This is a genomic window from Streptosporangium nondiastaticum (genome assembly GCF_003011965.1).
GTDB classification, from domain to species: Bacteria; Actinomycetota; Actinomycetes; order Streptomycetales; family Streptomycetaceae; genus Streptomyces; species Streptomyces nondiastaticus.
Map to the genome: position 1 here is coordinate 52,546 of NZ_PXWG01000024.1, position 18,624 is coordinate 71,169.

Annotated in this window: 18 protein-coding genes and 1 tRNA gene; 12 read left to right on the plus strand and 7 right to left on the minus strand. The window is 72.9% G+C overall.

Annotation, left to right across the window (positions count from 1 at the left end; all coding sequences use genetic code 11):
• The first annotated feature begins 82 nt into the window (after positions 1 to 82).
• Genes B7P34_RS12805 through B7P34_RS12840 form a run of 8 tightly spaced genes read left to right on the plus strand, consistent with a single transcriptional unit; the run spans position 83 to position 8,219 of the window.
• On the plus strand, positions 83 to 334 hold the full coding sequence (locus tag B7P34_RS12805) for an acyl carrier protein (protein WP_223267793.1): 252 nt from the start codon (positions 83 to 85) through the stop codon (positions 332 to 334).
• Positions 334 to 1,557, plus strand: coding sequence for a beta-ketoacyl-[acyl-carrier-protein] synthase family protein (locus B7P34_RS12810; protein WP_106675986.1), 1,224 nt, complete (start codon positions 334 to 336; stop codon positions 1,555 to 1,557). Before B7P34_RS12805 ends, B7P34_RS12810 begins: the two co-directional genes overlap by 1 nt.
• Positions 1,554 to 2,366, plus strand: a complete 813-nt coding sequence (locus B7P34_RS12815) for an SDR family oxidoreductase (protein WP_106675987.1) — start codon at positions 1,554 to 1,556, stop codon at positions 2,364 to 2,366. Before B7P34_RS12810 ends, B7P34_RS12815 begins: the two co-directional genes overlap by 4 nt.
• On the plus strand, positions 2,363 to 3,409 hold the full coding sequence (locus tag B7P34_RS12820; RefSeq protein ID WP_106675988.1) for an AfsA-related hotdog domain-containing protein: 1,047 nt from the start codon (positions 2,363 to 2,365) through the stop codon (positions 3,407 to 3,409). The genes B7P34_RS12815 and B7P34_RS12820 overlap by 4 nt, the downstream gene beginning before the upstream one ends.
• Positions 3,406 to 4,407 (plus strand): 3-oxoacyl-ACP synthase III family protein, encoded by a 1,002-nt coding sequence (locus tag B7P34_RS12825; RefSeq protein WP_106675989.1) that lies wholly within the window; start codon positions 3,406 to 3,408, stop codon positions 4,405 to 4,407. The genes B7P34_RS12820 and B7P34_RS12825 overlap by 4 nt, the downstream gene beginning before the upstream one ends.
• Positions 4,395 to 5,900: a coproporphyrinogen-III oxidase family protein gene (locus tag B7P34_RS12830; RefSeq protein WP_106675990.1), complete on the plus strand. Its 1,506-nt coding sequence runs from the start codon at positions 4,395 to 4,397 to the stop codon at positions 5,898 to 5,900. Before B7P34_RS12825 ends, B7P34_RS12830 begins: the two co-directional genes overlap by 13 nt.
• A gap of 5 nt (positions 5,901 to 5,905) precedes the next feature.
• A complete protein-coding gene (locus tag B7P34_RS12835) occupies positions 5,906 to 6,814 on the plus strand; it encodes an alpha/beta hydrolase family protein (protein ID WP_146166805.1) in 909 nt (302 codons plus the stop codon).
• Positions 6,804 to 8,219, plus strand: coding sequence for an FAD-dependent oxidoreductase (locus tag B7P34_RS12840; RefSeq protein WP_106675992.1), 1,416 nt, complete (start codon positions 6,804 to 6,806; stop codon positions 8,217 to 8,219). Before B7P34_RS12835 ends, B7P34_RS12840 begins: the two co-directional genes overlap by 11 nt.
• Here B7P34_RS12840 and B7P34_RS12845 read toward each other — a convergent pair.
• The 4 genes from B7P34_RS12845 to B7P34_RS12855 form a co-directional block, all read right to left on the minus strand.
• Positions 8,191 to 8,847, minus strand: coding sequence for a 4'-phosphopantetheinyl transferase family protein (locus B7P34_RS12845; protein ID WP_106675993.1), 657 nt, complete (start codon positions 8,845 to 8,847; stop codon positions 8,191 to 8,193). The genes B7P34_RS12840 and B7P34_RS12845 overlap by 29 nt on opposite strands.
• A 24-nt stretch (positions 8,848 to 8,871) precedes the next feature.
• A complete protein-coding gene (locus tag B7P34_RS12850; protein WP_106675994.1) occupies positions 8,872 to 10,929 on the minus strand; it encodes a phosphocholine-specific phospholipase C in 2,058 nt (685 codons plus the stop codon).
• A 488-nt stretch (positions 10,930 to 11,417) separates the two neighbouring features.
• Positions 11,418 to 11,582 carry a hypothetical protein gene (locus B7P34_RS37460; RefSeq protein WP_189382732.1) on the minus strand — a complete coding sequence of 55 codons (165 nt, stop codon included), beginning with the start codon at positions 11,580 to 11,582 and terminating at the stop codon, positions 11,418 to 11,420.
• A 116-nt stretch (positions 11,583 to 11,698) separates the two neighbouring features.
• Entirely contained in the window at positions 11,699 to 12,652 is a 954-nt protein-coding gene (locus B7P34_RS12855; protein ID WP_106675996.1) for a CapA family protein, read from the minus strand.
• Positions 12,653 to 12,782: 130 nt separating this feature from the next.
• Here B7P34_RS12855 and polX point away from each other — a divergent pair, with 130 nt between their 5' ends.
• A complete protein-coding gene (polX, locus tag B7P34_RS12860; protein WP_106675998.1) occupies positions 12,783 to 14,507 on the plus strand; it encodes a DNA polymerase/3'-5' exonuclease PolX in 1,725 nt (574 codons plus the stop codon).
• 104 nt (positions 14,508 to 14,611) lie between these two features.
• Here the strand turns inward: polX and B7P34_RS12865 are convergent, their stop codons facing one another.
• Together B7P34_RS12865 and B7P34_RS12870 are read right to left on the minus strand one after the other, a co-directional pair.
• A complete protein-coding gene (locus B7P34_RS12865; protein WP_106676000.1) occupies positions 14,612 to 14,899 on the minus strand; it encodes a hypothetical protein in 288 nt (95 codons plus the stop codon).
• 180 nt (positions 14,900 to 15,079) lie between these two features.
• Positions 15,080 to 15,469: a hypothetical protein gene (locus B7P34_RS12870; protein WP_106676002.1), complete on the minus strand. Its 390-nt coding sequence runs from the start codon at positions 15,467 to 15,469 to the stop codon at positions 15,080 to 15,082.
• Positions 15,470 to 15,842: 373 nt separating this feature from the next.
• Here B7P34_RS12870 and B7P34_RS12875 point away from each other — a divergent pair, with 373 nt between their 5' ends.
• The 3 genes from B7P34_RS12875 to B7P34_RS12885 all read left to right on the plus strand — a co-directional run bounded on the left by B7P34_RS12875 (position 15,843) and on the right by B7P34_RS12885 (position 17,740).
• Entirely contained in the window at positions 15,843 to 17,264 is a 1,422-nt protein-coding gene (locus tag B7P34_RS12875) for a condensation domain-containing protein (protein ID WP_106676004.1), read from the plus strand.
• Positions 17,261 to 17,656, plus strand: a complete 396-nt coding sequence (locus tag B7P34_RS12880; RefSeq protein WP_106676006.1) for a septal ring lytic transglycosylase RlpA family protein — start codon at positions 17,261 to 17,263, stop codon at positions 17,654 to 17,656. The genes B7P34_RS12875 and B7P34_RS12880 overlap by 4 nt, the downstream gene beginning before the upstream one ends.
• 10 nt (positions 17,657 to 17,666) lie before the next feature.
• A tRNA-Lys gene (locus tag B7P34_RS12885) sits at positions 17,667 to 17,740 on the plus strand.
• Between the two features lie 61 nt (positions 17,741 to 17,801).
• Here B7P34_RS12885 and B7P34_RS12890 read toward each other — a convergent pair.
• Positions 17,802 to 18,624, minus strand: an 823-nt coding sequence (locus B7P34_RS12890) for a trypsin-like serine peptidase (protein ID WP_106676014.1), incomplete at its 5' end; no start/stop codon positions are given.

The window sequence follows — 18,624 nt, forward strand, 5'->3', positions numbered from 1 at the left end:
CCCGTCACCGCAATTCCCCACCCCTTTTCCTTTGGCCGCCCGGCCTTACCGGCCCGTGCGACAGCGAATCGGAGAGTTCCGCATGACCACTGTGCCCGACCGCGCATCCCTCACGGCATTCGTCACCGACTCACTGGCCGAATTCGGCGCGGAACCCGGCCTCATCACCCCGGACGCCACTTTCGAGGATCTGGAGATCGACTCCCTCGACCTCGTCGAACTCGGCCAGGCCGTGAAACGGCGTTACGGCATACAGGTGCGCCCCAAGGACATGGACGGCGTCAAGACCGTCGGAGAGGCCCTCGACGTCATCTGCCGCACCGCGGGGATCTGATGGCCGCTCGCGCTGTGGCCGTCACGGGGGCGGGCGCGGTCACCTCCCTCGGCACCGGCACCGGCCCGCTCCACCGGCGGGCCGTGGCCGGCGAGAGCGCCTTCGCCGGCGGCGAGGGCCGCTGCACGGACTTCGACCCCACCCCCGCCCTGTCACGGCGCGAGGCGCGCCGGACCGACCGGTTCTGCCAGTTCGCCCTGGTCGCCGCCGCGGAAGCGCTGACCGGGGCCGGCTGGGACGGCCGGCTCCCGTACGCGCCCGAGCGCGTGGCCTGCCTCGTCGGCTCGGGCGTCGGCGGCCTGGAGACCTTCGAAACGCAAGCGACCGTGCTGGCCGCCGACGGCCCCGAGGCCGTCTCCCCGCTCATGGTCCCGATGATGATGGCCAACGCCGCGGCCGCCCAGATCGCCCTGCGCCACGGCCTGCGCGGCGAGAGCCACTGCGTGATCTCCGCCTGCTCCGCCGGCGCCCAGGCCATCGGCGCCGGGCTGCGCCTGATCCGGTCCGGCGAGGCCGACGCGGCCGTGGTCGGCGGCGCCGAAGCCGCCACGTCGCCCATCGTCCGCGCCGCGTTCCTCAACGCCGGCGCCCTCTCGCCGACCGGCACCTCCGTGCCCTTCGACCGCGGCCGCGACGGCTTCCGGCTCGGCGAAGGCGCCGGCATCCTCGTCCTGGAGGACGCCGATGCGGCCCGCGAGCGCGGCGCGCCGGTCCTCGCCGAACTCGCCGGCTACGCGGCCGGCACCGACGCCCACCACCTCACGGCACCCGACCCGGCCGGCGAGAGCGCCGCGCGGGCCGTCCGCGGCGCCCTCGCCGACGCCGGCATCACCCCCGAGGACCTGCACTACATCAACGCCCACGGCACCGGCACCGTCCTCAACGACCGCGCGGAGGCGGCCGCGCTCCGGCGCAGCCTCGGCGACGCCCTCGCGAGCATCCCGCTCTCCTCCACCAAGTCGTCCGTCGGGCACCTGCTGGGCGCGGCCGGTGCCGTGGAGGCGGTCGCCACCGTCATGGCCCTGCACCACCGGACCGCACCACCGACCGTCGGCCTGCGCGACCCCGACCCGGAGCTCGGCGCCCTCGACCACGTCACCACCGCCCGCCCCCTCACGGCGAACGGGCACGGCCCGCTCACCGCGCTGTCCACCTCCTTCGGGTTCGGCGGCCACAACGCCGTCCTCGTCCTGCGGGCGGCCCCCGACGGGAGGGCCGCGTGATCCAGCTCCCCGGCCGGCGCTACGTGGTCACCGGCGTCCTCACCAGCGACTCCATCGCCTGGCACATCGCCAGGGAACTCCAGCTGGCCGGCGCCGACGTGCTGCTGACGGGCCACGGCCGCAGCCGGCGGATCACCGAACTCGCCGCCGCCGACCTCCCCAAGCCGGCCGAGGTCCTGGAGCTCGACGCGACCCGGCCCGGCGACTTCGCCGCCCTCGCCGCGACGGTCGAGGAGCGCTGGCCCGTGCTCGACGGGGCCGTCCACGCCATCGCGGCCGCCCCGACCGGCGCGCTCGGCGGCGCCTTCCTCACCACGCAGCCCGAGAGCGCCGAACTCGCCTTCCGCACCAGCGCGGTCTCCCTCCAGGCCCTGGTCACCGCACTCGCCCCGCTCCTGCAGCGCGGAGCCGGGGGCGGCAGCGTCGTCGGCGTCGACTTCGACGGCTCCCGGGCCTGGCCCGGCTACGACTGGATGGGCGTGGCCAAGGCCGCCCTGGAGTCCGTGTGCCGCTACCTCGCCCTCTACCTCGGCCCGCAGGGAATCCGCGTCAACCTCGTGGCGACCGGGCCCGTCGACACCGTCTCCGGGCGCGGCGTCACCACCTTCGACGCGCTCGACACCCACTGGGCCCGCAACGCGCCCCTGGGCTGGGACAGCGCCACGGCCGCGGCCGAGGTGGTGCCCGGCCCGGTGCTCTTCCTGCTCTCCGGCCTGGCCCGCGGCATCACCGGCGAAGTCCTCCACGCCGACGGCGGGATGCGCACCGCCGGCATGGGCCTGCCCGCCGGCGGACGGAGGCGGCCGTGAACACCGGCACGACGAGCCCCGCCGAAGCCCCCGCCCTGACCGCCGACCGCACCGTCCACCGCCGCCTCGTCCACAAGCGCGCCGTGGAACAGGTCCTGACCACGGCCGTGGCGGAGAGCGGCGGGCGCCTGCTCGGCACGGCCCAGCTGCCCCGGCTGCACCGCCACTACAACGACACCCGCGCCCCGTACCACGACCTCCTCCTCGTCGGAGAGGCCGCGCGCCAGACCGTCGAGGCCATCGTCCACGAACTGCTGCACGTCCCCCTCGACCGCCGCTTCGTGCTCGGCGACCTCGGCATCGCCTTCACCACCCTGGAAGCGGTGCGCACCGGCCCCGAACCCGCCGACCTCCTGGTGGAGCTCGACATCGACCGGCTGCGCCGCCGCCGCGACGGCTCGGTGCGCAGCCTGCGCGGCGCCGCGACCTGCCGCATCGGCGGCCGCGACGCGGCCCGCTTCACCGGAACCCTGCTGTTCCTGGAAGGGGACTCCTACGACGACCTGCGCGCCGGCAGCAGCGGGCCGCGGGCCCCCGGCACGGGCGAAGCGCCGCCGCGCTGCGAGCCCTCCGCGGTCGGCCGCACCGACCCCCGCAACGTCGTCATCGGCGGCCTGCGCACCGAACACCCCGAAGCCGGCGGTGAGCCCGGGGAGACCGTGGCCGACATCGTGGCCGACCCGCAGGACCCCGTCTTCTACGACCACGCCCTCGACCACCTGCCCGGCATGCTCCTGATGGAGGCGGCCCGGCAGACCGCCCTGGCCGCCCGGGCGCGCACCCGTGCCGTACCGGCCGGCGCCCTCCTCGCGACCGGCTGCCGGGCCCGGTTCCTGGCCTTCGCAGAGCAGTCCGCACCCGCCCGCTGCCGGGCCCGGCCCCTGGAGAACACCGGCACGGAAACCTTTGCCGTCACGGTGGAACAGCGCGGAGAAGCCGTGGCCGAACTGGAGATCACGGTCGAGGCCGTACCGGAGGCCGACCACCCCGGCCGCGCGGCCCGCGCGCCCACGCCCACCGCGCCGCCCCGGAGCGCACGATGACCACCGCAACGATCGCCGGCGTCGGCGCGGCCCTGCCCGCCACCGTCCTCGGCAACGACCACTTCATCCCCTTGGGCACCTCGCACGAGTGGATCGTCAAACGCACCGGCATCCACACCCGCCACTGGCTGGGCCCGGGCGAATCGCTGGCCGGCCTCGCCGAGCAGGCCTGCCGCGAGGCGCTCGCCGACGCCGGGCGCGACGCCCGCGAGGTCGACCACGTGGTGGTCTCCACCGTCACCCCCGACCGCATCACCCCGGGCATCGCTCCCGGGCTCGCCACCCGGCTCGGCGCCCCCCACCCGCCCGCGATGGACCTCAACGCCGCCTGCGCCGGCTTCCTCTACGCCCTCGACCACGCCTGCGCGCAGATCGAGTCCGGCCGGGCCCGCTGCGTCCTGGTGTGCGCGGCCGAGGCGCTCTCCCGCATCACCGACACCACCGACCGCTCCACCGCCGTCCTCTTCGGCGACGCCGCCGGCGCCGTCGTCGTCACCCCCGCCGGGCCGGGCGACGGCGAGCGGCCCAGCTTCCGCCTCGGCTCGGACGGCCGCCACGAGGACCTGCTGTACGCGGACCCGGCCGACCGGCTGCTGCGCATGAGCGGCCGCGAGGTCTACGAGTTCGCCGTCGCCACCATGGTCGAGCAGACTCGCGCCGTCCTCACCGGCTGCGGCCTCTCCCTCGCCGACGTCGGCCTCTTCATCGGCCACCAGGCGAACGCCCGGATCCTGCGGGCCGTCGCCGCGGAGCTCGGCGTCCCGCCGTCCCGCACCGAGATCAGCATCGAGAACGTGGGCAACACCTCGTCGGCGTCCATCCCCTTCGCCCTGCGGCAGGCCAGGAACCGCGGCCGCCTGCACCCCGGCGACCGGATCGCGATGGCGGCGTTCGGCGCCGGCTTCGTCTGGGGAGCGGGCGTCATCCGCTGGCGGGCGGCAGCCCGAGCACACCCCGAGCACGCACTCCACGAGCAGGAGGAACCATGTCACCGGTGACCGCGCACCCGGAGCCGTACTACCTGGGAGACAGCCCCTCGCGGCCCGTCCCCTTCGACGGCGTCATGACCGTCTCGCACTACATCATGCCCAACTTCGCCACCATGGACTGGCACCAGGTCCCGCGCGAGAAGGTCGTCGAGAACATCCGCAGCCTGAGCGACCCGGGCGGCAACCTCAACGACCGCATCATGATGTACATCCACGTGCCCTACTGCAAGTCGTTCTGCCACTACTGCAACTTCAACCGCTACCACTACCCGAAGCAGGACTCCGAGCGGCTGGAGCGCTACACCGACTACCTCATCAAGGAGATCGACTGGTACATGCGCCAGCCCTACGTGCAGGCGCGCGAGTTCACCGCGATCTACATAGGCGGCGGCAGCCCCTCCACCCTCCCCGTCTCCGCCGTCGAGCGGCTGAGCGCCCACCTCCGCAAGGTCGTCCCGAACTTCGACACCATCGAGAAGTCCTTCACCGGCGAACCCCGCACCCTGCGCCGCCCCGGGCTCCTCGACGTCCTCAAGGACCACGGCTGGGACCGCGTCACCTTCGGCATCGAGACCCTCGACGCCAAGATCCACCGCAAGATCGGCCGCCTGGACACCCGCGACGACGTCGACGCCGTCTTCAACCGCATGCGCGACCTGGACTACCGGGCCGACACCTGCGTCGACATGATGTACGACCTGCCCGGCCAGACCCTGGAGGGCTTCCAGAGCGAGCTCGCCGAGCTCCTCGACTGCTACGACCCCGCCGAGATCGACCTGTTCACCACCATCTACCTGCCCTACCGCCCCCTCCACAAGCTCATCATGGACGGCAGGGTCGAACAGCCCGGCAGCCCCTGGCAGCTGCTCGCCATGCGCGAGCACCTCTACGACACGCTCAGCGCGGCCGGCTACCACAACACCATCGCCGAGACCTGGTCCAAGCGCCCCGAACGCTCCCAGTACCAGACCGCGCACTGCGCCCGGCAGGACATCATCGGCGTCGGCTGCGCCGCCCGCGGCAACCTCCGCGACATGGTGTCGATCAACCCGGAGAAGGTCGACCAGTGGCAGGCCAACGTCGACGAACAGGGCGCCTCCACCGAGACCCTCCAGTCCATCGGCCACGACGGCGTCCTCGACCGGATCATGGTGATGTTCCCCCGCTACAAGTCCCTCGACAAAGCACTGCTGAACGCCTGTGCGGAGAGGGTCGGCGAAGCCGCCTTCGCCCGCGTGCGGAACGTCATCGACGGACACCTCGCGGCCGGCGTCATCGACGAGCACGACGACCGGTACACCGTCAACAAGCTCGGTGTCCTCTGGCACGGCAACCTCCAGACCGACTACCTGCGCCACACCCTGAACACCAAGGGCGAAGTGCTGATGAACCACCTCACCGAGGCCCGCGCGGACTTCGACAACGAGGACCGCTTCGAGGTGACGCCCGAGACCGTCTACATCAAGGAACACGACGCCGAATACCCGAGGCTGATGAAGTAGTGCCCATGACACAGCCCCCCGAGCCACCGCCGGTCCTCGCCCGGATCGAGCCCGCGGACGGCGTCACGCTCGTCGCCCGCGTCCTGGAGCACCCGGACCCGGGCCGGCCGGTGGCCGTGGTCCTGCCCGCCATGGGCGCCGCCGCCCGCTTCTACCTGCCGTTCGCCCGCGCCCTGCACAAAGAGGGACTCACGGTGGTCACGGCCGACCTGCGCGGGCAGGGCGAGGCGACCCCGGCGGTGGCCCGCGGCGTCCGGTTCGGCTACCGAGAACTGACCGAGGAGGACCTGCCGGCCCTCGTCGCGGCCGTCCGCTCCGCCCTCCCCGGCCGCCCCCTCGTCCTCGTCGGCCACAGCCTCGGCGGACAGCTGGCCCTGCTGTACGCGGCAGCCGGACGCGAACCCGTCGACGCCGTCGTCCTGGTCGCCGCCGGCTCCGTCTGGTACCGCAGCTTCGGCGGCCTGCTCGGCCTGCGCAACCTCGCCGCCGGCCAGCTGTTCGCCGCCCTCGCCACCGCACTCGGCTACTGGCCCGGCGAACGGTTCGGCTTCGGCGGCACCCAAACCACCGGCGTCATGCGCGACTGGGCCCGGCAGGGCCGCACCGGCCGCTACCGCATCACCGGCAGCACCACCGACTACGAACAGGCGCTCGGCCGGCTCGGGCTGCCGCTGCTCGCCATCGGCGTGGACAACGACACCCTCGCCCCGCCCGGCTCGCGCGAACACCTGCTGTCCAAGGCGCCGCGCGCCGCGCTCGACCGCTGGCAGTACACGACGGACGCCGCCGGCGGAAAGCGCATCGACCACTTCCGCTGGGTCCGCCACAACGCGGCGCTGTGCGCACACCTCGCCCAGTGGGTGCTGAAGGCCACCGCCGCACCGTCCGGAAGGAGCGACCCCGATGCCCGTTGAGCCGCCCGCAGTGCCCGGCTCCCCCCGCGTGATCGTCGTGGGCGGCGGCTGGTCGGGCATCGCCGCCGCCTGGAACCTGCACCGCGCCGGCGCCCGCCCCCTCCTCCTCGACGAACAGCCCGCCCTCGGCGGCCGCTCCGCGGCGGCCCCGCTCGGCTCCCGCACCGTGACCCTCGGCGGCAAGAACATCGGCCGCAAATACGCCTCCTTCCGCGCGTTCGCCGCCGCCATGGGCGCCCGCGACGCCGACTGGGAGCACTTCGGCATCAACTCCTCCCGCATCGAGAACGGCCGCGTCCGCACCGTCGACAGCACCAGCCGGGCCGTGAGCCTGGCCGGACTGCTGTCCGGCGTCCCCCTCCGCGACCTGGCCAGGATCCTGCGCCTCGCCCGCTACGTCCGCAGCGACCGCGCCAACGCCTTCCTCGCCGGCCCCGAGTTCGACCGCCTGGCCGCCCGCACCGGCGACCCCGCCCTCTCGGCGTACTTCGGGCCCGTCCTGCAGGAGCGGCTGCTGCGCCCCGCCGTCGTCCGCATGAACGGCGCCGAGCCCGACGAGACCCACCTGGGCACCTTCGGCACCAACCTCGGCATGCTCCTCGACAGCTTCGACCAGCTCATCGGCGGCTTCGACGGCATCCTCGACCGCTTCGCCGAAACCGTCGAGACCCGCACCCGCACCCGCGTCACGGCACTCGCCGTCGAGGACGGCCGCGTCACCGGCGTGCGCGCCGCCACCGGCGGCGCAACCTCCGAACTCGCGGCCGACGCCGTCGTCCTCGCCCTGCCCGCCCCCGCGGCCGCGGCGCTCCTGCACCCGCACCACCCGCAGCTCGCCCGCCTGCTGGGCCGCGTACGGTACTTTCCGGTGGCCGTCGTCGTCGCCGCGTACGACCGGCCGGTCTTCGACGAGCGCGTCCGCGCCCTCACCTTCCCGCCCGGCAGCCCCCTGAGCAACGCGGGCGCCTACGGGGTGGGGGACCGGCACCTCGTCCGGTACACCTTCAGCGGCCGCGCGGCCCGCGCCCTGCCCCATGCCGGGGACGGCCCGACGGATACGGACGGCCCGACGGATACGGATGGCCTGACGGACGCGGACGGCCTTACGAACGCGGACGGCCTGACCGACCTCGCCGAGAAGGAGCTCGGGGCCCACGTCGACCTCTCCGCGCCCCGCCGCACCGCCGCCGTCTCCGCCCGCTGGGAGCACGGCCTGTGCGCCTACTCCGCCTTCCACACCACGACGCTCACCGCCCTCGCCGAACTCGCGAAGGACCTGCAGGGCCTGGCCCTGACCGGCGACTACGTACGGGGCGCGTCCGTCGAAGCCTGCTTCCGGGGCGCGTACGCGTCCACCGACGACCTCCTCCGCACGCTCATGCCCCTCCCGCGGCCCCCGGCCTGACGTCCAGCCGGGCGGCGGGCGCCCTGCAGGCCACCGCCGCCCGGTAGCCGCCCGGCGCCCCCAGGTCGCGCACCGTCCACAGCCCCACCGGGCCCAGCGCGGCGGGCAGCGCCAGGACCGCCGGCTCGCCGGGCCGCGCGCCCGGACCGGTCACGACCTCGGCGAGAGAACCCGGGAAACCACGCCCCCAGGCCTTCAGCACGGCCTCCTTGCGGGTCCACAGCCGGGCGAACTCGTCCGCCTCCCGCCCCGGCGCCGTGCCGCGCCAGGAGGCGGACTCCGAGGGCGCCAGGCACTCCTCGGCGAGCTCCCGCAGATGCGGCCGGGGGACGACGCGCTCCACGTCGACGCCCACAGGGCCGCCCGCGCACGCGGCCAGCACCACCACGCCGCCCGAGTGGCTGTAGCTCACGTACAGACCGGGATCGTGGGCGAGCCGAGGCTTCCCGGCCCGGCTCCGTTCCCACTGCACCCGCGCGGCCGGGGCCCGGAGCCGCTCGGCGAGCCGGCCGCGGACCCACGCCCGGGCCTCGGCGCGCAGCCGCCGCTTGCCGGCCGTGTCCCGGGGGACGTCCGCGCCGGTGCGCAGGACCACGGCCCACACGGTCACGAGCACACCGCGCGCCATCCCCACCACCCCTTCCGTGTGCCGCTACGCCACCCGGATCGCGGGGTCGCTCACCCCCGTCCCGCCGTTCTCCACGTGCCCGGCGAAGCGGCGCAGGAACGTGCCGTCCGTGTCGGAGACGACGGTCAGGTCGTACCAGCGCTTGCTGCGGCGCAGGTCCACAGCATGGACCAGCCGCCCGCCCGCGGGCACCCGGAACGTCTCCTTCGCCCCGCTGTAGGCGTCGGTGAGCGTCAGGCTGCAGGTGCTGCCGCCCGCGTTCGTCATCGTCAGCGTGATCCCGCCGGTGCCGGCGTCGTGACGGGCGGTCACTTCCGGCCCCGCCTTCCTGCCCGGTCCGCGGAAGGTGCGGAGGAAGCCGTTCGGGCCGAACACGGACAGGTCGTACGTGCCCTTGGAGTAGGCCGTGTTCCAGGTGTCCGAGAGCTGCTTGCCGGCTCCGGCCGTGTACGTCCACGGGCCGTCCGTCCGGTTGCCGGAGGTGACGGTGAAGCACACGCCCGCCGCGTCGCCGGCGCCGAACGCGAGAGTGAACCGCCCGGTGAACGGGGTCACCGAGCCGTCCACCAGCGGCGCGTACGGCAGCGGACGGGTGGGCCGCGAGCCCGCCTCCTGCGCGGGCAGGGAGGGGTCCGCGGGCGGCTTCGGCACGTAGTCGGGGTGCCGCTTGCGGTCCGGCGGCTCGTAGCCCGCGGTGTCCGGCAGGCCGGCCGGGTCCGTGTCGTGGAGGCCGAAGTCGAAGGCCGAGGTGAGGTCGCCGCAGACCGCACGGCGCCACGGCGAGATGTTGGGCTCGCGCACCCCGAAGCGGCGCTCCATGAAGCGGATGACCGAGGTGTGGTCGAAGACCTCCGAGCACACGAAGCCGCCGGTGCTCCACGGGGAGACCACGAGCATGGGCACGCGCTGCCCCAGCCCGTAGGGGCCCGCGCCGTAGCGGGCGTTGCCGCCGAAGACGTCGAGCGAGGCGTCGACCGTGGACAGGCCCCGGTCGGCGTTGGCGGGCGGGAACGGCGGCAGGACGTGGTCGAAGTAGCCGTCGTTCTCGTCGTACGTGATGAACAGGGCGGTCCTGCTCCACACCTCGGGGTTCGAGGTGAGGGCGTCCAGGACCTGGGAGATGTACCAGGCCCCGTAGTTGACCGGCCAGTTCGGGTGCTCGGAGAACGCCTCCGGGGCGGCGATCCAGGAGATCTGCGGCAGTTTGCCCGCCTTGACGTCCGCCTTGAGGACGTCGAAGTAGCCGCCGCCCTTCTTCACGTTCGTGCCGGTGCGCGCCTTCTCGTGGAGGGGCTCACCGGGCTTGGCGTTGCGGAAGCTGTTGAAGTAGAGGAGCGAGTTGTCGCCGTAGTTGCCGCGGTACGCGTCCTCGATCCAGCCCCAGGAGCCCGCCTTGTCGAGGCCGTCGCCCTCGTCCTGGTAGACCTTCCACGAGACGCCGGCCTTCTCCAGCCGCTCCGGGTACGTCGTCCAGTCGTAGCCCGCCTCCTCGTTGCCGAGGACCGGGCCGCCGCCCTTGCCGTCGTTGCCGGTGTGCCCCGTCCACAGGTAGTAGCGGTTGGGGTCGGTCGCGCCGATGAACGAGCAGTGGTAGGCGTCGCACACGGTGAACGCGTCGGCGAGCGCGTAGTGGAAGGGGATGTCCTCGCGCGTCAGGTAGGCCATCGTCCCGGTGCCCTTGGCGGGCAGCCACTGATCGTACCGGCCCTGGTTCCAGGCCTTGTGGCCGCCCTGCCAGTCGTGGTTGAGGCCCGCTATGAACTGCATGCCGAGGTTCTCGGCGTCCGGGTGGTAGGGGAGCACCTCCTTGGACCCGTCCGACTGGTACCACACCGGCTTGCCGCTGGGCAGGGACACCGGGCGCGGGTCGCCGAAGCCGCGCACGCCCTTCAGCGTGCCGAAGTAGTGGTCGAAGGAACGGTTCTCCTGCATCAGGACGACGATGTGCTCGACGTCCTGGATCGTTCCGGCACGACGGCGGGCCGGGATGGCGGCGGCGCGGTCGATGCTGCTCGACAGGGCCGCGTAGCCCGCGGTCGCGCCGGCGATCTGGAGGAACCGCCGCCGGTTGAGTTCAGGCATGGGTGTGAGGACCTCTTGGGGAGTGGGGACGGGAACCGGTTGCTCCAAGAGCAGCGAGCGCCGGGGACGGGGCCGTGTCGTCGGTGTGACGGAGGGCGGTACGCGAGGCGAACGTAGCGGACGGGCCGTGAGAAGGGGAGTCCTTGGGGCGTACGGGGGTGGGCTTGGAGGAGGGGTGCCCTCGGGGCCTGTCGGCCCGGGGCCGGAGGCTCCCAGGGCGTATCCGCCCGCCTTCCTCCCCTCTATGGCTGTCGCCCGGCCTGCCCGGACCTGCGTCACGGCGGCGACACCGGCTCGCCGCGACGGCTCGTCATCATGTCCCGGCCCCGCGACCGGTGGCTGTCGCCCGGTCCGGCCGGGTCTGGGCTGCGGCGGTGACGACGGCTCGCCGCGCCGGCTCGTCACCATGACGGCGGGGGCGGCGGAATCCGCGGGCAGTCGGCGTCGGAACCGGCACCGATGCCGGCGTTGTCACGCGCCGGGCGGCCTCAGAGCCGGCGGTCGCCCGTCCTGTCGCAGGACAGCGTCAGGCCGCCGCAGGCCGCCAGGTCCAGCGCGAGCAGCCGCTCGTACGCGGCGGCCGCCAGGTCGGCCTCGATCACGCCCCGGGCGTCCGAACGCTCGCCCTCCAGCAGGAGGGGCTGCGGCGACATAGGCGGCCCGTCCGGCCCAGGAGGCCCACCGCGGGAGCGGCGCACCGCACCGCACCGCCGAGCACCCGCTTCAGCACCGTGCAGGCGTCCTGGACGCGGGCGGCTCACCCTTCGTCCTACTCCCACTCCACCACGAGACGACCGCCCGCCTCCGTCACCTCCGTGCCGAAGGCGGCGCAGGCCTGGCGGAACCTGCGGGCGATCCACGCGGACTCCGCCGCGTCCGCGAGCCGCGTGCGGCAGAAGTCGAGCGCCAGGGGCACCGCCTCCACGCGGGAGGGGCGGGGGCCGTCGAAGGTGACGAGGAAGAGCAGGCCGAGGTCGTTGCGGAGGTCGTCGTCCGTCGCGTAGTCGTCGACGAAGTCCCCGAGGTCGTAGAGCACCCGGTCCGCGACGCCGTGGAAGACGTGGGCGGAGTGCCCGGCGACGAGGGCGGCGCCCGCGGCGAGGAACTCCTGCGCGGCGCGGCGGATGTACGCGGCGGGCCCGCGGGTCATGTTCGGGCCCCAGTGCGGGGTGACGAGCGTGACGTCCGCGGCGAGGTCCGTGATGGTCCGCAGCAGCCAGACGGGGGCGCCGGACTCCAGCTCCGCGTGGGCGACGCCCGGCCGGTCCGGGCCCGCGGCGAAGTCGCGCGGGTGGTCGGTTATCCCGAGGACGCCCAGCCGCAGGCCGCCCCGCTCGACGACCGCCGGCTGCCGCGCGGCCTCCTCGTCCCGGCCGGCGCCGGTCCAGGCGATCCCCGCGTCGGCCAGGTGGCGGACGGTGTCGAGCAGGGCCTCGGGGCCGTAGTCGAGGGCGTGGTTGTTGGCCAGGTTCACGCAGGTGACGCCGAGGTGCTGCAGGGCGCGCACGGCCACGGGCGGAGCCCGGAAGAAGAACGGTTTGAACGGGTCCCGCCAGCGCTCGCCGCGCGCGGAGACCGCGCACTCCAGATTGAGGACGAAGGCGTCCGCCTCGTGCGCCACGGCCACCACGCCGTCGGCGAACAGGCTCTCCGGCGGGTCGGTGGCCAGCCGCGCGGCGACCTCCCGGCCCAGCATGGTGTCTCCCGCGAGTGCGAGTTTCATGGTTCAACCACCTCCCCCGCGCGGGTTCGGTCCTGCCCCGTCTCTCATTGTAGAAACAGCGGGAATGGTGAGAATGGTGGGATTTTCTGAGGAATGTGTGGGCCGTGGTCCCACGGGGAACAGCAGATCCATGGCCCGGCCCAACGAAGAGGTCGAGGCGCTGCTGCAGGAGTACGCCGACCTCGTCACCATCACCGGCGGCGACGCCTACAAGGCCCGCGCCTACGAGAAGGCCGCCCGTGCGATCGGCGGCCACCACGCCGACGTGTCCCGCCTCGACCTCAAGGGCCTCCTCGCCATCCCGGGCGTCGGCAAGTCCATCGCCGAGAAGGTCCTCGAATACCTGCGGACCGGCCACGTCGCCATGGTCGAGGAGGCCCGGGCGGTCATCCCCGCCGGCGTGCGCGAACTGATCGCCATCCCCATGCTCGGCCCCAAGAAGGCCATGCTCCTCTACGAGGAACTGCACATCTCCTCCGTCGACCAGCTCCTCGACGCCGTCCACGAGCACAAGCTCCGCGACCTCAAGGGCTTCGGCGCCCGCACCGAGGAGAACATCCTGCACGGCATCGCCCTGCTGCAGCAGGCCGGCGGCCGCATCCTGATCGACGCCGCCATGGACGTCGCCGAACAGATCACCGCCGAGCTGTCGGAAGCCGGCGGGTGCGAGCGGTGCGCGTACGCGGGCTCGCTGCGCCGGATGCGCGAGACCATCGGCGACGTCGACATCCTCGTCGCCGCGGACAGCTCCGCCCCGCTGATGGAGGCCTTCACCGCGCTGCCGGTCACCGCCGAGGTCATCGCCCACGGCGAGAAGAAGACGTCCATCCGCACCACGAAGGGACTCCAGGTCGACCTGCGCGTCCTGCCGCCGGACGCCTGGGGCGCGGGCCTGCTGTACTTCACCGGCTCCAAGGCCCACAACATCCGCGTCCGCGAGCTCGCCGTCCGCCACAAGTACAAGCTCTCCGAGTACGGCCTCTTCCACGTCAAGAGCGGCAAGAAGATCGTCTCGGCGACCGAGGAGGAGATCTACGCCCGCCTGGGCCTGCCCTGGATCCCGCCCACCCTGCGGGAGGACCGCGGCGAGATCGCGGCCGGGCTGCGCGACGAGCTGCCCGAGCTGGTCACCGAGGACGACATCCGCGGCGACCTGCACACCCACACCGACCTCACCGACGGCGTGGCACCCCTGGAGGCCATGGTGGAGGCGGCCGCCCGGCGGGGGTACGCGTACTACGCCGTCACGGACCACGCACCGAACCTGTACATGCAGCGCATGACGGACGCCAAGATCCTCGCCCAGCGGGAGCGGGTGCGGGCCCTGGACGGCAAGCACCGGCGGATGCGGCTGCTGCACGGCACGGAGCTGAACATCGGCCCCGACGGCGACCTGGACTGGCCGGACGAGTTCCTGGCCGGCTTCGACCTGTGCGTGGCGTCGGTGCACTCGCACTTCAACCAGAGCCGCGACGAGCTCACCCGCCGGCTGATCCGCGCCTGCGAGAACCCCCACGTGGCGATCATCGGCCACCCGACCACCCGCCAGATCGGCAAGCGCCCCGGCATCGACGCCGACTTCGACGCGGTCTTCGAGGCCTGCGCGCGCACGGGCACGGCACTGGAGATCAACTCCCACCCGCAGCGGCTGGACCTGTGCGACGAGGACGTCCTGCGGGCGAAGCGGTACGGCGTGAAGTTCGCGGTCAGCACCGACGCCCACTCGGTGACCCACCTGCCGTACATGCGCTACGGCGTGGGCACGGCCCAGCGCGGCTGGCTGACGAAGGACGACGTCATCAACACCTGGCCGTTGCAGAAGCTCCGTCGCTTCCTGCGTCCGGGAGGCCGCTGAAGTAACAGGCGTCGCTCTGTGCACTTCCAGGGCGTTGGGCCGGTCCGTCCCCGGGGCGAATGGCGAAGCCCCGGCGTTTCGGCCGGGGCTTCGAGGCCGCCGGGTCAGCCGCTGGCTTCCTTGCAGGCGGTGTCGGTCCTGGCCGGGCCGACCTGGGCGACCTTGCTCATCACGGTGGTGCACAGATCCTTGCTGACGGGGAGCCCGGTCGCGCCGAGCCCGCAGGCGAGCTCTTCGCCGATCGTGCTGCGGGCGGGGTTACCGCCCGCGAGGTAATTGGCGCAGTCAGGGCCGCCGGCGTGGGCGGCGGGCGCTGCGATGACGACGCCTCCGGCGGCCAGGGCGAGGGTGCACAGGGCCGTGGCGAGACGGGTGCGGATGCTTTCGGTCATGGGGTGTCCTCACTGAGGTGGAATGGGAGCAAGGCCGAAGCAGGTGACCGGATGATCTGCGTCCGGTCGCTTCGGACCGGTAAGCGGCGGACTACAGGACAGACGATCGTGCCCTCATCGGGGGCAACCGTTCTTGCCTTGGGCAGCGGAATGCAGGCAGAGCCGTGTTCCCGGCGTCGTCTACGCGCTGGAGGGAGGCAGGACGAACTTCACCGACCGGAACGTGACACTGTCCGGCTCCTGGGGGCTGCCCGGCTTGAGGACGAGCTTGGGAGTGCCCATGCATTCGTCATTCGCGTAGATCCGGGCATTGGCTCTGGTGCTGGTGTTCTCGGGTGCGAATGCATCCGAGTTCGGAGCCCCATTTTCGAGTTTTTGGACTTGCGGGATGAGGATGCATTCGTTCATGGGTGGCTGTTCCGGCAGGCTCGCGTCCACCGTCGAGTCGGTGTCGGTGCTGACATAGCGGTAGTTGAGCCCGAGCTCATCCTGCGCGTGGGCGGTCGCCGCGGACGAGAGGGCCAGGGCGAGGGCGCTCGCGAGAACGAGCAGCGAGGGGGGCAGGCGCATGGGGTTCCCCTTCGGCTGGCGGGTGTGACCTGGGATGCCCCTCATGATGCTGGCGTCCGGACCGGAAATAAGCCGATAGGGCCGTTCGTGGGATCAATCCACCCGCCTGTGTGAACTTACCCGGATCCAGCGTCCGTTTCCCAATGGCCCGCTGCGTACGGCGAGTGCCCCTTGCACTCGTCACCGGGGCGCGCTCCGGTCGTGCAGCGCTTCGGTCACGTACCGCCCCACCGTGCCGTGCGGCGTGATGGCCGGAACGGTCATGCCTGTCCTCCCCTCACGCCATCAAGGCCCCGCGTTTCCTCGGCTGCGCCCGCTCGTTGATCCGGCATTGAGCCATCCCGGGGGCATGCGAACGGAGAGACCCGTGCGAATGACCGACATCCAGCGATGCGAGATCCGGCCCGGCCGGCTCGTGGAGTGGACGCTGCACCGGACGGCCGTCGAGGCCGCGCTGGAGCTGCCGGACGATGCGCGTCCGCCCGCGTACGTGCAGGAGTCCCACGTCCGCACGGCGCGATCGGTGCGCGAGGGCGGCCTGTTCGTGCCGACGTGGCTCGGCACGGCCTTCGACATTCCGGGCGAAGTCGATCTCGGCGTCCTCCAAGTCGCGCTGCGCGCCTGGACACTTCGCCATGAGACGCTGCGCAGCGGCTTCCGCTGGGTCGGCGACGAGATGCGGCGCTTCACGCTGGACGCCGACGCCGTCGTGCTGCACCGCGAGGACGTCGGTCACTTCTCCGACGCGGAGACCCTGACCCGGTACCTGCAGGATCGCTTCGACACCGCCGCGGACGCGCTCAGCTGGCCGAACTTCATCTTCGCCGCCGTCGTCCGGGACGACGGCGCCGGCGTCTACATGGCCTTCGACCACAGCAACGTCGACTCGTACTCGATCCAGCGCATCACCGCCGAGATCCACGAGCTCTACGCCGCCGCCCTCGCGGGGCGGGCGGTGGTCGCGGCACCGGCCGCCAGCTACGTCGACTTCTGCGCGACCGAGCGCACGGACGCCGACCGGATCGACGACACGCACGCGATCGTTGACCGCTGGCGGGGGTTCATCGCCCGGTGCGACGGGAAGCTGCCGAACTTTCCCGTCGACCTCGGCCTCGATCCCGAAGGGCCGCTGCCGACCCAGAAGTTCCTGCACGAGATGCTCGTGGACGACGCGGACGCCGCCGCCTTCGAGGCGTACTGCCGCCCGTACGGCGGAAGCCTGGTGGGCGTCCTCGCGGCCGTCGGCCTCATCGTGCGCGAGATCGGCGGAGTGCAGGTGTACCGCACGGTCGTGCCGTTCCACACCAGGGTGAAGTCCCGGTGGTCGGACTCGGTGGGCTGGTACGTGGGCGGCGCGCCGATCGAGGTCCCCGTGGCGCGGGCGGCGGACTTCGACGGCGCGCTGGAGCTGGTCCGGGCCGCGCTGCGGGAGAACAGGCAGCTGGCGCGGATGCCCCTCGCCCGGGTCCTGCGCCTGCTGGGCTCCGGCTTCCGGCCCACGTCCCCGGACCTGTACTCGATCGTGTCGTTCGTCGACGCGCGCGGCATCCCGGGGTCGGAGCGGTGGCAGGACCTCAGGGCGTACGGGCTGATCCGGGTGTCCTACGGCGACCAGGTGTGCGCGTGGGTCACCAGGCTCCACGAGGGCCTGCAGTTCGCCGCCCGCTATCCGGACACCGATGTCGCGTACAAGAACATGCGGCTGTGCGTCGAGCGGCTGCGGGAGTTCGTCGTCGGCGTGGCACGGCAGGAACTGGTCTCCTCCGCCCCGGCCGCCGGAGCGCGGACCCGGTGACGCACCCCCGCACCACGGCCGTCGTCGCGCTCGCCGCGGCCCTGACCCCCGCCGCGGCCCTGCCGGCCCGGGCCGGCGGCGACGGCCTCCCGCACAGCTGCCTCGCGTCGTGGTACGGCGCGCCCGGCGAGCGGCTCGACGGCTGGCCCACCGCCAGCGGCGAGCCGTTCGACCCGGAGGCGATGACGGCCGCGAGCCGCGACCTGCCGTTCGGCACCCGTGTGCGCGTCACGAACGCCGCGACGGGGGACTCGGTCATGGTGCGGATCAATGACAGGGGGCCGCGCGATACGCGCCGCTGCATCGATCTGACCCGGGGTGCGTTCGGTGAGATCGCCGCCCTCGACGAGGGACTCGTCCGGGTGAACCTGGCACCGTCACTCGTACGGTAGTATTCCTTTCGCGCCGCTAGCTCAGTTGGTCAGAGCGGCTGACTCTTAATCAGCAGGTCCGGGGTTCGAGTCCCTGGTGGCGCACTGGAGAAACGGGGCCCCCGCCGGATGGCGGGGGCCCCGTCCGCTGTCCGGGCGCACCCGGTCAGCTCGTCTGCGCCTGCTCGTAGAGGGCCTTGGCCTCGTCGCCGAAGTACGGTCCGAACATCGTGTTCGGCAGGAACGTGTACCCGAAGCTGTTCACCGACGCCTGCAGACCGGTGCCGGTGGCCTCGTCGAACGACGCGAACCAGGGCCCGCCGCTGGAGCCGCCGGTCATGTTGCAGCTCAGCCCGTGGTCCTTGGTCAGCAGGAAGTCCTTGGTGGAGTTCCCGCTGCAGTGGATGAGCTTCGTGCCGTCGTACGGGGACGCCGCGGGGAACCCGAAGGCGTACATGGGCTTGTTGTAGTCACCGTTGAACTGCAGGCCCTGACCGCCCACGGCCTCGCCGAGCCGCTTGCCGCCGAGCGGGGCGACGACCGCGGCGCCGATGTCGTAGTTCATGTCCTCACTGGCCGTCCACTGGGGCGTGGAGAGCGTCTTGGTGGCCGCCCAGGTGCCGTAGGGCGTCTGCCCGTCGTGGTAGCCGGGGACGAAGGTCCAGTTGGTGTGCCAGTTCCCCTGGTACTTGACGCAGTGCCCGGCCGTGATCACGACGCTGCCGTTGCTGCTGGTGACGGCGTCGCCCGAGCAGGAGGCGTTGCGGCCCTGCATGGTGAAGAACACCCGGCCCGCGGTCTTCGTGACGGCGCCCCCGCCGGTCCACGGCCCGCCCTGCTGGGGGAAGGCCGCGAGGGAGCCGCCGGCCGGGGCGGTCGCGGCGACCGTGCGGGCCTCGCCCCGGGCGGCCGGGGCGGAGAGCGTGCCGGGGGCCACGGCGGGCAGGTCGAGCGGCGCGGCCGCGCGCATCCGCTCGGGGGTCCAGTAG

What these genes read in the sequence shown, in the direction of transcription:
- B7P34_RS12875 (WP_106676004.1), top strand. Translation starts at nt 15,843, where the DNA reads ATGACCGACATCCAGCGATGCGAGATCCGGCCCGGCCGGCTCGTGGAG.
- polX (WP_106675998.1), top strand. Translation starts at nt 12,783, where the DNA reads ATGGCCCGGCCCAACGAAGAGGTCGAGGCGCTGCTGCAGGAGTACGCC.
- B7P34_RS12835 (WP_146166805.1), top strand. Translation starts at nt 5,906, where the DNA reads ATGACACAGCCCCCCGAGCCACCGCCGGTCCTCGCCCGGATCGAGCCC.
- B7P34_RS12845 (WP_106675993.1), bottom strand. Translation starts at nt 8,847, where the DNA reads ATGGCGCGCGGTGTGCTCGTGACCGTGTGGGCCGTGGTCCTGCGCACC.
- B7P34_RS12855 (WP_106675996.1), bottom strand. Translation starts at nt 12,652, where the DNA reads ATGAAACTCGCACTCGCGGGAGACACCATGCTGGGCCGGGAGGTCGCC.
- B7P34_RS12865 (WP_106676000.1), bottom strand. Translation starts at nt 14,899, where the DNA reads ATGACCGAAAGCATCCGCACCCGTCTCGCCACGGCCCTGTGCACCCTC.
- B7P34_RS12840 (WP_106675992.1), top strand. Translation starts at nt 6,804, where the DNA reads ATGCCCGTTGAGCCGCCCGCAGTGCCCGGCTCCCCCCGCGTGATCGTC.
- B7P34_RS12830 (WP_106675990.1), top strand. Translation starts at nt 4,395, where the DNA reads ATGTCACCGGTGACCGCGCACCCGGAGCCGTACTACCTGGGAGACAGC.
- B7P34_RS12810 (WP_106675986.1), top strand. Translation starts at nt 334, where the DNA reads ATGGCCGCTCGCGCTGTGGCCGTCACGGGGGCGGGCGCGGTCACCTCC.
- B7P34_RS12825 (WP_106675989.1), top strand. Translation starts at nt 3,406, where the DNA reads ATGACCACCGCAACGATCGCCGGCGTCGGCGCGGCCCTGCCCGCCACC.
- B7P34_RS37460 (WP_189382732.1), bottom strand. Translation starts at nt 11,582, where the DNA reads ATGTCGCCGCAGCCCCTCCTGCTGGAGGGCGAGCGTTCGGACGCCCGG.
- B7P34_RS12805 (WP_223267793.1), top strand. Translation starts at nt 83, where the DNA reads ATGACCACTGTGCCCGACCGCGCATCCCTCACGGCATTCGTCACCGAC.
- B7P34_RS12870 (WP_106676002.1), bottom strand. Translation starts at nt 15,469, where the DNA reads ATGCGCCTGCCCCCCTCGCTGCTCGTTCTCGCGAGCGCCCTCGCCCTG.
- B7P34_RS12850 (WP_106675994.1), bottom strand. Translation starts at nt 10,929, where the DNA reads ATGCCTGAACTCAACCGGCGGCGGTTCCTCCAGATCGCCGGCGCGACC.